The sequence below is a fragment of the Arthrobacter sp. NPDC080086 genome, from assembly GCF_040702285.1.
This window is the reverse complement of the sequence record NZ_JBFBKP010000007.1, coordinates 59746-74278: the sequence shown is the minus strand read 5'-3', so window position 1 is coordinate 74278 and position 14533 is coordinate 59746. Positions and strand designations below refer to the sequence as shown.

The 14533-nt window shown below is 64.3% G+C and carries 13 protein-coding genes; 6 read left to right on the top strand and 7 right to left on the bottom strand.

Features of this window, described 5'->3' with window-relative positions; genetic code table 11:
- Both AB0305_RS04835 and pedF read right to left on the bottom strand, forming a co-directional pair.
- Complete coding sequence (locus AB0305_RS04835) at window positions 1–900, bottom strand: transporter substrate-binding domain-containing protein (RefSeq protein ID WP_366171909.1); 900 nt, start codon at window positions 898–900, stop codon at window positions 1–3.
- Window positions 901–968: 68 nt separating this feature from the next.
- Window positions 969–1457, bottom strand: coding sequence for a cytochrome c-550 PedF (gene pedF / locus AB0305_RS04830; RefSeq protein WP_366171907.1), 489 nt, complete (start codon window positions 1455–1457; stop codon window positions 969–971).
- A gap of 277 nt (window positions 1458–1734) precedes the next feature.
- Here pedF and AB0305_RS04825 point away from each other — a divergent pair, with 277 nt between their 5' ends.
- Window positions 1735–3753, top strand: coding sequence for a sigma-54-dependent Fis family transcriptional regulator (locus AB0305_RS04825; protein ID WP_366171905.1), 2019 nt, complete (start codon window positions 1735–1737; stop codon window positions 3751–3753).
- Here the strand turns inward: AB0305_RS04825 and AB0305_RS04820 are convergent.
- Complete coding sequence (locus AB0305_RS04820) at window positions 3736–4644, bottom strand: alpha/beta fold hydrolase (protein WP_366171946.1); 909 nt, start codon at window positions 4642–4644, stop codon at window positions 3736–3738. The genes AB0305_RS04825 and AB0305_RS04820 overlap by 18 nt on opposite strands.
- A 142-nt stretch (window positions 4645–4786) precedes the next feature.
- Between AB0305_RS04820 and pqqA the strand changes: the two genes are divergently transcribed.
- The 5 genes from pqqA to pqqE all read left to right on the top strand — a co-directional run bounded on the left by pqqA (window position 4787) and on the right by pqqE (window position 8046).
- The gene (gene pqqA / locus AB0305_RS04815; RefSeq protein WP_012355514.1) at window positions 4787–4861 is read left to right on the top strand and encodes a pyrroloquinoline quinone precursor peptide PqqA; all 75 of its coding nucleotides are present in this window, start codon (window positions 4787–4789) and stop codon (window positions 4859–4861) included.
- A gap of 133 nt (window positions 4862–4994) precedes the next feature.
- Window positions 4995–5912, top strand: a complete 918-nt coding sequence (gene pqqB / locus AB0305_RS04810) for a pyrroloquinoline quinone biosynthesis protein PqqB (RefSeq protein ID WP_366171903.1) — start codon at window positions 4995–4997, stop codon at window positions 5910–5912.
- Complete coding sequence (gene pqqC / locus AB0305_RS04805; protein ID WP_366171901.1) at window positions 5909–6619, top strand: pyrroloquinoline-quinone synthase PqqC; 711 nt, start codon at window positions 5909–5911, stop codon at window positions 6617–6619. The genes pqqB and pqqC overlap by 4 nt, the downstream gene beginning before the upstream one ends.
- Window positions 6600–6872, top strand: a complete 273-nt coding sequence (pqqD, locus tag AB0305_RS04800; protein ID WP_366171899.1) for a pyrroloquinoline quinone biosynthesis peptide chaperone PqqD — start codon at window positions 6600–6602, stop codon at window positions 6870–6872. The genes pqqC and pqqD overlap by 20 nt, the downstream gene beginning before the upstream one ends.
- Entirely contained in the window at window positions 6844–8046 is a 1203-nt protein-coding gene (gene pqqE / locus AB0305_RS04795) for a pyrroloquinoline quinone biosynthesis protein PqqE (RefSeq protein WP_366171897.1), read from the top strand. Before pqqD ends, pqqE begins: the two co-directional genes overlap by 29 nt.
- Window positions 8047–8107: 61 nt before the next feature.
- Here pqqE and AB0305_RS04790 read toward each other — a convergent pair whose 3' ends face one another.
- From AB0305_RS04790 to AB0305_RS04775, 4 genes are all read right to left on the bottom strand, one after another.
- A complete protein-coding gene (locus AB0305_RS04790; protein ID WP_366171895.1) occupies window positions 8108–8425 on the bottom strand; it encodes a c-type cytochrome in 318 nt (105 codons plus the stop codon).
- A gap of 83 nt (window positions 8426–8508) precedes the next feature.
- Window positions 8509–10263 carry a PQQ-dependent methanol/ethanol family dehydrogenase gene (locus AB0305_RS04785; protein ID WP_366171893.1) on the bottom strand — a complete coding sequence of 585 codons (1755 nt, stop codon included), beginning with the start codon at window positions 10261–10263 and terminating at the stop codon, window positions 8509–8511.
- A 207-nt stretch (window positions 10264–10470) separates the two neighbouring features.
- Complete coding sequence (locus tag AB0305_RS04780) at window positions 10471–12762, bottom strand: TonB-dependent receptor (RefSeq protein ID WP_366171891.1); 2292 nt, start codon at window positions 12760–12762, stop codon at window positions 10471–10473.
- A gap of 114 nt (window positions 12763–12876) precedes the next feature.
- Entirely contained in the window at window positions 12877–14397 is a 1521-nt protein-coding gene (locus AB0305_RS04775; RefSeq protein WP_366171889.1) for an aldehyde dehydrogenase family protein, read from the bottom strand.
- Between the last annotated feature and the right edge of the window lie 136 nt (window positions 14398–14533).

Genomic DNA, 14533 nt, shown 5'->3' with positions numbered 1-14533 from the left:
CTACGGCGCAACCATCGATACACCATAACGCGCAAAGATGCGCTGCAGTTCGCCACTGGCGCGCAGCGCATTAAGCGCGTTTTCCAGCGCATGTGCCAGCTCGTCCTGGTCTGCCTTGACCGCCATGCCGACGGCCCAGCCATGCGCCGGCAGCAGCGGCGATTGAAGCTCCGTTGCCACAAAACGCGTCGCTGACACGCCCTTCACCTTCAGCGCGCTTTCGTATTCCGAACGCATCACCATCACCGCCGCGACATCACCGGCAAACAGTGCGCGCAGGGCATAGTCGGCGTGCGGATAGATCTTCACCTTGTCACGCAACACCCCTTGTGCGCTGGAGAGCAATGCGTTGGCGCCGGCCGTGCCGCCCTCGGCGCCGGTCACCTGGCCGCTGAGGTCTTCAAAGCGACTGACCTGGTGAATGCGCTCCTGGTCATAGACCAGCACGAAGGTTTCGCGGTGGTAGGGCGCGAAGATCAGCACCTCGTGGTTCTGGCGGATGAAGGCCGGGTCGACTGGCACGTGCAGCATGACGTCGGCGGGGCCATAGCCGAGGTAGTGCCCGCGCCAGACCATGTTGCGCAAGTCATCCGATACGCTGTCGTCATCGGCATCGAACGGTAGCAACGCTGGCGACAGGCCCATCTGCTTGCTCAGCGCATTGGCCAGTGCCACGTCGATACCAGCGAACTGACCGCCCACACTGTCGGAAAACGGCGGCAGCCCCTTGTACAGCGCAATCTTCAGGCTGCCGGTCTGGCGGATCTTTGCCATGTCGGCATGCGCGGGCATGGGTGTGGCGCCAAACAGCGCCACTGCCGCAGCGAGCAGAAAGGCGGCAAGGCAGCGGCCAATGCGGGCCAGATATGGCCAACGATACGGCCAAGGATGGGCGGTCATGGAAACGCTCCTGATGGATAGGCGCGATCGGCCTGATAGACGTGATGGACTGAACGACAACCCGCGCGTTACTCCTGCACGCGGCGGGATTCCAGATACGTCTTGATCGACCAGATGGCTTCCTGGCTCAGCACGCCCTCGAACGGCGGCATGTAGACACGGCCATCGCGCGTGCGGCCCTTGCGGACGGTAGTGGTCATGTACTGCGAGACCTCGGCAAAGCAGGCGTCCTGTTTCTTGCCGGCCGGCATCGTCATGCAATCGGTATCGAGCTTGCGCAGGTCGGGGGCAATCCCGCCGGAAATCGCCTCCAACCCGTGGCAGCGCGCGCAGTTCTGGTTGAATGCCGACGTGCCGATGCGCAGCGCCTCGTCATGGTCCTTGCCCGGCGCGCGGTATGGATTGTCCTGACGCCACTCGCTGCCGAGTTGCGGTAAGGTGTGCGTGTCCACGGCCTGTGGGGTGACATCGCCGTGGGCGCTTGCGGTTGCGGGAAGTCCGCCGGCCATGAGCGTACAGACGGAAAGCAGCGCAACGAGTTGATGGGGCAGTTTCACGAGTTGTCTCCTGTGTCGTTGAAATGTCTTTTGAGGGCATTTCTGCAAGAGCCATACCAAGAGCGGAACCTGCGCCAGATCAAAACGGCATCCCCAGCGTCTGTTGACATGGTGGTGCGCCAAGACCTAGAAAAGGGTCGGGGCGGTGCTCAGGAATGCAACACCCTGGCAAGCGTCTTGCTTCATGGCGCAACACTTCCGGTGCGCAACGCAGCAACAGCGAACAGCGAGCCGGGCGACCCGCGCATAGATCGCGGGCGACTTCAAGGAGACAACCATGATTCCCCACGCGGCAGCCGCCGTGGGCGCTTCCGAGAGTGCCCGCGCCTCGTCCTCTGCGTCCGGCGATGCCTCGGACAACGATCAGCCGGAGCTGATTGCCCAATCGCACGAGCGCTCAAAATCGTATGGCCTGCGCCCCTACGAATCGCCCGACTTCTGCCCTGTGCAGCAAAGCGAGCTGAAAACACAGATCGAGCGCAGCCAATCGCTGTTCGCGCATGCGCTGCCCGTGATGGAGACGCTCTACAGCCAGATCGTCAACACGCAGAGCATGGTGATCCTGACGGATACCTCCGGCCTGATCCTGCACTCGCTGGGGGACGACGATTTTCTGGCCAAGGCCAGCAAGGTGGCCCTGCAGCCGGGCGCGTCGTGGTCGGAAGAAAGCCGGGGCACCAACGCCATCGGCACGGCGTTGGCCGAGGCCAGACCCACGCTCGTTCACGCCTCTGAACACTATCTGGAAGCCAACCGGTTCCTCACCTGCTCGTGCGCGCCCATTTTCGACCCGTACGGCAAGACGGTCGGCGCGCTGGATGTGACGGGGGATCATCGTGGCTTTCACAAGCACACCATGGCGCTGGTCCGCATGTCGGCGCAGATGATCGAGAACCAGTTGTTCGCCAATACGTTCCAGGATGTGGTCTGCATTCACTTTCACTCGCGGCCCGAGTTCATCGGCACGCTGGTGGAGGGCATTGCGGCGTTCACGCCGGCCGGGCGCTTTCTGTCGGCCAACCGCAGCGGGGAATTCCAGCTCGGGCTGTCGAGCCGGGCGCTGCAGGCGCACACTTTTCCGTCGCTGTTCAGCTTGTCGATGTCGCAGCTGATCGACACGGAGCGCGGCGCCCCCGCGGGCATCGTGCAGTTGCAGTTGCCCAGCGGTGTGAAGGTCTTCGCCCGCGTGGAATGGAAGCGGCAGGGCGCGATCGCACGCAGCGCCATCGGCAGCGAGCCGGCTGGCGAGTCCTACGCGGCACCGTCCAGCCGCGCCTATATCGCCCCGCCCCGGCAAGCCGCCAGCCTGGATGCGCTGGACACGGGTGATGCGCAGATCAAGACCGTCATCGGCAAGGTGCGCAAGGTCATCGGCAAGGACATCACCGTGATGGTGTTGGGCGAAACCGGCACCGGCAAGGAACTGCTCGCCCGCGCGATTCATGCAGACAGCCCACGCCACGCCGGCCCGTTCGTGGCCGTGAACTGCGCGTCGATTCCGGAGGCGCTGATCGAATCGGAGCTGTTCGGCTACGAGGAAGGCGCCTTTACCGGCGCCCGCAAGAAAGGCGGCATCGGCAAGATGGTGCTGGCCAATGGCGGCACGCTCTTCCTGGATGAAATTGGCGACATGCCGCTGCACCTGCAGGCCCGCCTGCTGCGCGCGCTGCAGGAGCGCGCGGTGTCGCCGCTGGGCAGCAACAAGCTGATCCAGGTGGATGTGGCCGTCGTGTGCGCGACCCACCGCAACATGCGCGAGATGGTGGCCAGCGGCCAGTTCCGCGAAGACCTGTACTACCGCCTGAACGGCCTCGTGGTGCGCCTGCCGGCCTTGCGCGAGCGCAGTGATCTGGATGCCGTAGCCAACCGGCTGCTGCGTCAGGAACAGGCCGACGCCCCGCCCATCAGCGAACCGGTGGCGCAGATGTTCCGCAGCTACCACTGGCCCGGCAACATCCGCCAGCTCGGCAACCTGCTGCGCACGGCACGGCTGATGGCCGAAGACGCACCGGAAATCACCGAAGACCACCTGCCCGATGATTTTCTCGAAGACTGGCACGCGCGCCATAGCATCCAGCCGGCTGCGGACAGTGCGAACGCCGCGCAGGCCCCACGCGCTCCGGTGGCAACGGACTCGGCACCCAAGCGGCTTGCCGACGTGGAAGCCATGACCATCCTGGCGGCGGTGAAGGCGCACAACGGCAACATCTCGGCGGCCGCCAAGGCGCTAGGGATTTCACGCAATACCGTGTACCGCAAGATCGACGAAGCCGGCGGCCTACCCCGCGCCGACTGACCACGCTGCTGCGCGAATCGCATCGCGCAGCGCCCGCGCCATTTCGCCCGTCGCCAGGTGCCCGCCCTGCACCCACACCAGCCGCGCTTGCGGCATCACCGCATGCAAACGCAGCGCGTTATCCAGCCGGCAAACGTTGTCTTGCCGACCATGCAGCAGCGTCACCGGCAACCCGCGCCTGCCAATACGCGCCGCCGCCCCAAGCAACGCCGCTTTCCCCAGCCCCGCACGGCGAACGAGGTAATGCGCCTGAAGCTGGTATTTGCGCAGCAGGGCCATCTGCTGTCGCCACGTCTGGCGGTTGCCGGCTGGCAGACCCAGCAACCGACGCTCTGCCTGCTGCCACTGGGTGGCGATGTTCAATTTCTGAACAGGTGTACCAGCCTGCAACATGTCTGTTGCAACAAGCAGCCGCCCACGCGCCCCGGGGAGACCCTCGCCACACCGCCCCACGCCACGCAGCAGATCTCGCCCGGCGCCACGCGCATTGAAGAGGGCCTGCACGTCGTCAAAGCCGGTCAGGAAGGTGCCACGCAACACCAAGGCCGCCACCGCATCAGGAAAGCGATCGGCATATGCGAGCGCCAGCGCTGCGCCCCACGACCCGCCGACCACGCCCCAGCGCGCAATGCCGAGCGTGGTGCGCAACTGCTCCAGATCCGCCAGCAACGCCGCAACCGTATTGCGACGCCGAGACCCAGCCGGGCGCGATTGGCCCGCGCCGCGTTGGTCCGGCAACACCACGCGATGCAACAGCGGATCGAACCACGCAGCCATTGAAGAATTGCAGCCGCTCCCCGGGCCGCCGTGCAGTACCACCCACGGTTCGCCGGTGTCCGGCCCGCACAGTCGCACATGCAAACGATGGCCATCCGGCGTGCACAGAGGCATGCAAATCGACGTGTCTGGCCAAGCGGAGGTGGGCATGGATGTTGCCTTTGTTAGCGTGCGGCTGCGTTCGGCAGCACACCGGCGCCAGCCGCGCAATGACGCACCACACTCACTAACTATGCCAACCCCTCAAGGAGGAGACATGACCTGGACCACGCCCGCCTACACCGAACTGCGCCTGGGCTTCGAGATCACGATGTACATCGCTAACCGCTGACATCGCGCAACCCAACGCACCGTTCTCCTGGGCCCGCCTGCAGTTCATGGCGGGCTTCTTTTTTCCGCTCTCCGTTTGACCCAGAACCTGGCCGGCTTCTTGCTCAATCCGGCCAACACGTTGGGCTCGCATCATGACGATACTCAGGGTACTTGGCTCGGCGGCCGGTGGTGGCTTCCCGCAGTGGAACTGCAACTGCCGCAACTGCGATGGCGTGCGACGCGGCACCTTGCGCGCCACACCGCGTACGCAGTCTTCCATCGCGCTGGGCGATGGCTACCAGAACTGGATCATCGTCAACGCATCGCCCGACATCCTGGCGCAATTGCGCGCGTCGCCGGCGCTGCAACCGGCGCGTGCACCGCGCGATACGAGCATCGTCGGCGTGATCCTGATCGATGCGCAGATCGACCACGTCACCGGCTTGCTGATGCTGCGTGAGCACCGGCGGCCATTGCCCGTGTATGCCTCGGCAGCCGTGCTCAGTGATTTGTCCACGGCGTTTCCACTCACCCGCATGCTGTCGCACTACTGCGGGCTCGATACGCGCGTTCTGGCGCTGGATGGCTCCGCATTTGCGGTGCCACAACTCGATGCCGTGGAACTCACTGCGGTGCCGCTGGAAAGCAAGGCGCCCCCCTATTCGCCAAGCCGCAACGCACACCGCATCGGCGACAACATCGGCCTGCGCATCGTCGATCGCCAGAGCGGGCGACGCGCCTTCTACGCACCGGGACTCGCGCGTATCGAGTCGCACGTGTTCGAAGAGCTGAGCGTCGCCGACGTGGTGCTGGTCGACGGCACCTGCTGGACCAACGACGAGATGCTCGCCCTCGGCTTTTCCACCAAGACCGCCGCCGACATGGGCCACCTCGCACAGTCCGGCCCCGGCGGCATGATCGAAACGCTCGACCGGCTGCCGGCCGCGCGCAAGGTGCTCATCCACATCAACAACACCAACCCGATCCTCGATGAAGACTCGCCGCAACGCCACGAGCTGGAGGCGCACGGCATCGAGGTGGCTTATGACGGCATGGAAATCGCGCTATGACACACCCTGTTGCCTGGACCGCCCAAGAGTTTGAAGCCCGACTGCGCGCCAAGCAGGCGGGCTATCACATCCACCACCCCTTCAACCTGCGCATGCGCGCGGGGGAATGCACGCCGGAGGAGATCCGCACGTGGGTCGCCAACCGCTTCTACTACCAGGTCAACATCCCACTCAAGGATGCGGCCATCCTCTCCAACTGCCCCGACCGCGACACGCGCCGCGAGTGGATCGTCCGCATCCACGACCACGACGGCGATGACACGCGCCCCGGCGGCATCGAAAGCTGGGTACGCCTGGGCGAAGCGGTAGGCCTGAAGCGCGGCGAGCTCTGGTCACACCAGCATTTGTTGCCGGGCGTACGTTTTGCGGTGGATGCGTATGTCAACTTTGCCCGCCGCGCGCCGTGGCAAGAGGCGGTGTGCTCGTCGCTGACGGAGATGTTCGCGCCGGACATCCACAAGGAGCGGCTGGCGGGCTGGCCCGAGCAGTATCCGTGGGTGCAGCCGGAGGGGCTGGCGTATTTCCGCTCGCGTATTCCGCTGGCCTCGCGCGATGTCGAACATGGCCTGCGCGTGACGCTCGACTACTTCCGCACGCCGGAGCAGCAGCAGCGCGCGCTGGACATCCTGCAGTTCAAGCTCGACATCCTCTGGTCGATCCTTGATGCCATTCAACAGGCCCACGCTCATGACCCCGTCCTTGCCTGATCCAAGCCGCCCCACGCTGCACCGGACCTTCCGCCTGCAGTGGGAAGACGTGCAGCAAAGTTGGGTGCTGCTGTACCCCGAGGGCATGGTGACGCTCAACGACAGTGCTGCCGCGATCCTGCAGCGCTGCGATGGCGCCCACACCCTCGACATGCTGATCGACGATCTGCAATCCGCTTTTGGCGTGCAGGGCATCGCGCCGGAGGTCCACGCCTTTGTCAAACATGCACTCGAACGTGGCTGGCTCATTTAACGCCGAGTCATTGCTCGCACCGGCAGAGCCGCCTGTTCCGGGCCCACCGCTGTGGCTGCTGGCGGAACTGACGTACCGCTGCCCGCTGCATTGCCCGTTCTGCTCCAACCCGGTGGACTACACCCGGCACGACCGGGAGCTCACCACCGCGCAATGGTGCGAGGTCTTCACGCAGGCGCGGGCACTGGGCGCGGTGCAACTGGGCCTATCCGGCGGCGAACCGCTGCTGCGCAAAGATCTGGAAGCGTTGGTCGCGCACGCGCACAAACTCGGGTTCTACGTAAACCTGGTCACCTCGGGCGTCGGGCTGACCGACGCGCGGCTCGGCGCATTGCGTGCGGCGGGGCTCGATCACATTCAACTGTCGTTCCAGGATTCCACGCGCGAGCTCAATGATTTTCTGTCGAGCACGCGCACCTTTGAGCTGAAGCGCCGCGTGGCAGACCTCATCAAGGCGCACGGGTATCCGATGGTGATGAATTGCGTGATGCACCGCCACAACCTGCCGCACGTGAGCGCCATCATCGACATGGCCTTGGAGATCGGTGCAGAATATCTGGAACTGGCCAACACGCAGTACTACGGTTGGGCCTGGGAAAACCGTCTGGCGCTCATGCCCACCATCGAGCAACTGCGCGAAGCCGAAGCCGTGGTGAACGACTACCGCACGCGCATCGGCAACCGCTGCCAGTTGCTCTATGTGGTGCCCGACTACTTCGAGCAGCGCCCGAAGAAATGCATGAACGGCTGGGGCACGACCTTTCTGGGTGTCGCGCCCGATGGCGTGGCGCTGCCATGCCATTCAGCGCGCATGCTGCCGGGGTTGGACTTGCCTAACGTGCTGGACATGCCGCTGAAGACCATCTGGCAATCAAGCGCGGCGTTTCAGCGCTATCGCGGCACGCAGTGGATGCCCGACCCGTGCCAGTCATGCGACTCGCGCGAAGCCGATTACGGCGGCTGTCGCTGCCAGTCGTATCTGCTGACGGGCGATGCCGAACGCGCCGATCCCGTCTGCGGAAAATCGCCTGACCACGGCACACTGCAAACCGTCGTGCTGCAGGGACGCTTGGCGGCGATGGACCGCTTCGGCCAGATGCGGGATCACCGCGCTGATGCCATGTCGATCGTGTTCCGCACGGATGCCAACGCTCGACGATTGGCTTCGTCATAACGCAAAAAAGGGCCGGATATTGCCGGCCCTCTTCTTCTGCGCGGCCACGCAGGACTCCGAATCAGCGGCTCAACACCCATGCCACGAGTTGCTGCGCCTCTTCTTCCTTGAGGTTCGGATGCGGTGGCATGGGAATACGGCCCCATACCCCCTTGCCGCCCTCGCGCACCTTTTGTACGAGCCGCGCCGGCGCTTCTGCATCGCCCTTGTACTTGGCCGCCACGTCGGCAAACGCAGGGCCAACGATTTTGTTCTGCACGCTGTGGCACGAAAAGCAGCCGCTCTTGTCCGCCAAGGCTTGCATGTCTGGGGCGGCATATGCCGCCGCGCTGATGGCCGTCGACGCCAGCGTCAACAGCGAAACCATTCCTTTACGCATGATGTCCTTCCAACACTTCGTGATGCTGTCATAGGCCGTGCCGGGCGCCGCGCCGTTGGGGGCACTACCCGGCACGGTGCAACTCAGTTCTTGTGCAACTTGAACACCCAGACCGAACCACCCTGCTCCAGGAAGTTCACGCGCTTGGCCACTTCACCGCCCCACAGGGGCACTGCGCCGCCCCAACCGGAGACGACGGCAACGAACTGCTCGCCGTTGTCTTCCCATGTCACGGGCGGCGCGACGATGCCGCTGCCGGTCTGGAATTTCCACAGCTCCTTGCCGGTCTTGGCGTCCGCCGCCTTCAGGTAGCCCTCGGGCGTGCCCCAGAACACCAGCCCGCCGGCGGTCGTCATCACGCCACCCCACAGCGGCGCGCTGTTCTTGATCTCCCATTCCATCTTGCCGGTCTTGGGGTTGATCGCGCGCAGCGAGCCGATGTAGTCCTCATTGAGCGGTTTGATGGTGAAGCCGGCACCCAGGTAAGCCGCGCCCTTCTTGTAGCTGATCGGCTCGTTCCAGATGTCCATGCCCCACTCGTTGGAAGGCACGTAGAACAGTCCAGTCTGCGGGCTGTACGCCATCGGCATCTGGTTCTTGCCACCGAGGAAACCCGGCGCCGCAAACACCGACTGGCCCTTCTTGTCGTCGCCGGTCGCGGCGGCCGGATCGCCCGGGCGGTGGTCTGGCGAATAGTTCGGACGGCCCGTCTTCAGGTCGATGCTGGTCGCCCAGTTGACCTTCACGAACGGGAAGGCGTTGAGCAACTGGCCCGTCTTGGCGTCGTTCACGTAGAAGAAGCCATTGCGGTCCGCCTTGGCGCCTACGCGCTTGCCGTCCATGTCGAACGTGACGAACTCGTTCACGCCGTCGAAATCCCAGCCGTCGTTCGGGGTGTTCTGGTAGTGCCAGACGATCTTGCCGGTATCCGGGTCGATGGCGAGTGTGGATGACGAATAGAGGTTGTCGCCCTTGCGGATGTGGCTGTTCCACGGGCCCGGGTTGCCGGTGCCGAAGTAGACGAGGCCGGTTTGCGGGTCATACGTGCCGCCCAGCCAGGTCGATGCGCCGCCGGTCTTCCACGTCTCGCCCGGCCAGCTCGCGTTGAGCGTGCCAGTCATGCCGTTCTCGGTCTTGTTGCCATCCTTGTCGTACTTGTAGCCCATGTGGCCTTCGACGGTCGGGCGGGTCCAGATCAGCTCGCCGGTCTTGGCGTCGCGGGCTTCCACGCGGCCCACCACACCGAATTCGCCGCCTGACACACCGGTCAACACCATGCCTTTCACGATCAGCGGCGCAGCGGTGTACGAGTAGCCGGCGGCGTAGTCATCGATCTTCTCTTTCCAGACCACCTTGCCGGTGTCTTGGTTGAGCGCCACCAACTGCGCGTCCAACGTGCCGAAGATGACGAGGTTGTCGTACAGCGCCGCGCCGCGGTTCACCACATCGCAGCACGGCATGATGGCGTCGGGCAGGCGCTGCTCGTACTTCCAGAGCTTCTGGCCGGTTTTCAGGTCAATCGCATAGATGCGCGAGTACGACGCGGTGACGAACATCTTGCCGTTGTAGACGAGCGGCTGCGCCTCCTGCCCGCGTTGTTTCTCGCCGCCAAACGAAAACGACCACGCCGGCACGAGCTGGCTGACGTTCTTCGTGTTGATCTTGGTGAGCCCCGAAAACCGCTGGCCTTGCGTCCCCATGCCCCAGGTCAGCACGTCGCCAGAAGACTTGGCGTCGTTCTGGATCATGGCGTCTGTCACAGGGGGCGTTGCTGCGGCGGCGGTGAGCGTTGCCGTCAGGCTCGCCGCCGCCAGCGTGATCACGCGTAGTGTCCTCATCGTTGTCTCCTACCTCTCTGTTGTTGTCAAAGTCCGCTGATGCGACAGTCGCACCGCACGGCTCCTTGGCAAGTCCCATGCCATCTGGCAAACGCAGAGGCACCGCGGCATCGCGCGCGTTTGCGAGCGGTGTTGTGCTTCACGCCGCAACACATCCCTGTTCTGTTGCGAAAAAATGGAGCAGCCAGGTCGCGCCGCTCCAATGCCCTATTGCCATGCATATCGCACCCCAACCCACACGCTGCGCGGCGCACCCGGCGCAACAAACTGCACGTTGGCCGGGTTCGCACCGTTGAAGGTGTTGTTCGGCCCCGTGAAGGCATTCGCGCCCAGCACACCAAAGCTCTGGTAGCGGCGGTTGAACAGGTTCGACACCGTGGCGAACACCTGCAATTGCTTGGTCACCTGGTAGGTCGTATCCAGATCGGCGAGGAAATAGCCGGAGAGCTTGCCGTTGGCATCGGCGTTGTTCTCGTCACCACGCGCGTAGATGCTGCCGCGCCAGATCAGGTTGGTGCCGATCTTCCACTGGGGCGTGGCGGCGTAATCGAACCGGAGCTTGATGGTGCTCTCAGGAATGCCGGGGATGCGGTCTCCGGCTTTGATGTGGATATTGCCGTTGGCGTCCGCGCTGGAATTGCTGGGGCTGTGCTCGGTCCAGTCGGAGCGATAGGTCGCATTGACGTAGCTGTAGCTCGCGCTGATGCCCAGCGGCCCCACTTGCGTGTGAGCGGCCAGCTCAAAACCCTGCCGGCGCGTGCGGCCGACGTTCTGGAAGAAGCCCAGCGTGCTGGCCGCGCCGGCACTGACAAACTGGATGTCGTCGTCGAGCGTGGTGCTGTAGGCGGCGGCGCTCCACGTCGTGGCCTCGCCCGCGCGGCCGCGCATGCCGACTTCGAATGTCTTGGAGATGACCGGCTTGAGCGCCGGATCGGCAATGAAGTTGTTCGGCAACGAACACGGCGCGGCGGGGTCTGCACACGCCAATTCGATGGCGGTGGGTGCACGCATGCCTTCGTTGTACGTCGCGTACACGGTCAGCTTGGGCGTCGGGTTCCAGTTCAGCCCGATGGCAGGATTGAAGCGCGAGAACGTGTGGTCGCCATCGAGCAGCGGTTGCGCGCCGCTGGCATCGCGGATGACGGCGCGCGCCCAGTTGTAGCGGCCCGCCAGCGTGAGCGTCCACTGCTTGCTGAGCGAGAGCGTGTCGTTGAAATACACGCCGAGGTTGCCGTTGCGCGTCTTCGCATTGGTGGTCTGGTTAACGTCACCGATGCCGACCGACGCGCGCGCATCCGTAAAGAAGGCGTCCTGCGAGCCCTGCGTAAAACCCGAGTTGGCAAAGTCCGCCGCCGCCCCCACCACGAGCTGGTTTTCCATGCCAGCGAGGGTGCTCATGCGTGTCAGTTGCACGCTGGCGCCGTAGCTGTCGGTGGAGATGACGGACTGCGCGTTGTGCGACTGCACCGTATCGACATCGCCATTCGCATCCACACTGCCGAAGTCCTCATTGACGTTGCTGCTGAGGTTGGCGTTGCGGAAATGCCGGTAGTAGACATTCGCGCTCAGTTGCAGATCGTCGTTCAGGAAGTGGTCGCCCGACAGCGTGATGTAGACCGTGCTGTTCTTGTTCGTGTCGGGAAACGTATACGCCTGCGCCGGGTTGCTCAGGAACGCGCGCGGAAGCGTTTGACTACCCTGCAGCGTGTTGTCGGCGCCGCCCATCGACAGCGACAGCGTGGTGTCGGCGCTGGTGTAGCGCAGCTTGCCGAACGCCTGGCGCACGCGGCTGGCGTTGTGGTCGGCCCAGCCGTTGTCGTTCAGGGCACTGGCGCTAACGTAGTAATCAAGGTTGGCGCCAATCGTGCCGCCCTGCTCGGCCTGCGCGGACTTGCGCCCCCACGAACCGCCGGAGACTTCTGCGGAACCGCCCGGATTCTGCTTGCCGTTCTTGGTGGCGATGGTGATGGCACCGCCCAGCGTGTTGAGCCCGTAGGTCGGGTTCGAGCCTGGGATCAATTGGATGGTGTCGATCGCCATGCGGGGGATCAGGTCCCAGTTCACCACGTCGCCGAAAGGCTCGTTGGCGCGCACGCCATCCACGAACACCGACAAGCCTTGCGGCGTGCCCAGCACCGGCGATGCGGTAAAGCCGCGATAGTGGAGATCCGTCTGATACGGGTTGCCCTGCACTTCGTTGATGTCGACGCTGGGCAGGTTTTTTTCGAAATCGTCGGTGAGCACGGTGCGGTGTTGCGCGCGCAGATCGCTGCCGCGCAGGGTCTGCACGTTGGCCGACACCTGCGACAGCGGCGTGCCGATCCCCAGCAGCGGCGTGGTGCCGATCACCGTGGTGGTGGCGAGCGTGAGCGTTGCGTCTGTGGCAGGCGGGGGTGTCTGCGCCAGCGCGAGGCCTGGGCCACAGGCCACGGCGCTTGCGTAACACAGGCGCAGCACGGCACGGCGTGGCCGATGCTGCGGCACGTTGGGGCGGCTCATAGCCGTGTCTCCGAATGATTTTTGACCTAGGTTCTTTGACCTGTGGGTGCGCTGGCAGGCGCGCGATAGTCCACGACCACGCGCCTGCTGCCTTTGCTGCAGACTGCTACACCATCAGAAGAAGCCCAGCGGGTTGACGTCGTAGCTCACCAGCAGGTTCTTGGTCTGCTGGTAGTGGTCGAGCATCATCTTGTGGGTCTCGCGGCCCACGCCCGACTTCTTGTAGCCGCCGAATGCCGCGTGCGCGGGGTACAGGTGGTAGCAGTTCGTCCACACACGGCCCGCCTTGATGGCACGGCCCACGCGGTAGGCGCGGTTGATGTCGCGCGTCCACACGCCGGCGCCCAGGCCGTACTCGGTGTCGTTGGCAATGTGGATGGCCTGCGCCTCGTCCTTGAAGGTCGTCACGGCAATCACCGGGCCGAAGATCTCTTCCTGGAACACGCGCATGCTGTTGTTGCCCTTGAGCAGCGTCGGCTTGATGTAGTAGCCCTTGGCCAGATTGCCAGGCAGCACTTCCACGTCGCCGCCGACCAGGCATTCGGCGCCTTCTTCCTGCGCGAGCTCCAGGTAGCTGCGGATCTTGTAGAACTGCTGCTCCGAGGCTTGCGCGCCAACCATCGTTTCCGTGTCCAGCGGATCACCGCGCTTGATGGCGGCCACCTTGGTCATCACCGCATCCATGAAGCGGCTGTAGATGGATTCCTGCACCAGTGCGCGCGACGGGCACGTGCAGACCTCGCCCTGGTTGAAGAAGCCCAGCACGAGGCCTTCGGCCGCCTTTTCGATGAAGCTCGACTCGGCCTGCATGATGTCTTCAAAGTAGATGTTGGGCGACTTGCCACCCAGCTCCACTGTCGACGGGATGATGTTTTCGGCCGCGCACTTCAGGATGTGCGAGCCCACCGGCGTCGAACCCGTGAACGCGATCTTGGCGATGCGCTTGCTGGTGGCCAGTGCCTCGCCAGCTTCCTTGCCGTAGCCGTGCACGACGTTCAGCACGCCTGCCGGCAGCAGATCGCCAATCAACTCCATCAGCACGTTGATGCCCAGCGGCGTTTGCTCGGCCGGCTTGAGCACGATGCAGTTGCCGGCGGCCAGTGCGGGCGCCAGCTTCCACGCGGCCATCAGCAGCGGGAAGTTCCACGGGATGATCTGGCCAACCACGCCCAGCGGCTCGTGGATGTGGTACGCCACGGTGTGCTCGTTGATCTCGGCCGCCGAGCCCTCTTGTGCGCGGATGCATCCGGCAAAGTAGCGGAAGTGGTCGGCCGCCAGCGGGATGTCGGCGGCCAGCGTTTCGCGCACAGGCTTGCCGTTGTCCCACGTTTCGGTCACGGCCAGCAGTTCGAGATTCTGCTCGATGCGGTCGGCAATCTTGAGCAGGATCAGCGAGCGGTCTTGCACCGAAGTCCGGCCCCATGCATCGGCGGCGGCGTGAGCGGCGTCGAGCGCGCGTTCGATGTCTTCAGCGGTCGAACGCGGGAACTCGGCAATCACCTCGCCCGTCACCGGCGTGGTGTTGGTGAAGTACTGGCCCTTGACCGGCGCAACGAACTCGCCGCCGATGAAGTTGCCGTAGCGCGGCTTGAACGAAACGATGGCGCCGGGCGTGCCGGGATGTGCGTAACGCATGGGGTGTCTCCTGATGTGTGAGTGACGACGTCAGCGCTGCGGTATGCGCGGTATTCGCTGTGTCCGTGCTGACTCTGCAAAAGGCGGGCCATCCCCGGATGTGGGTGTGCTGAGCGCCGGGCAATCGCCGTTCTGC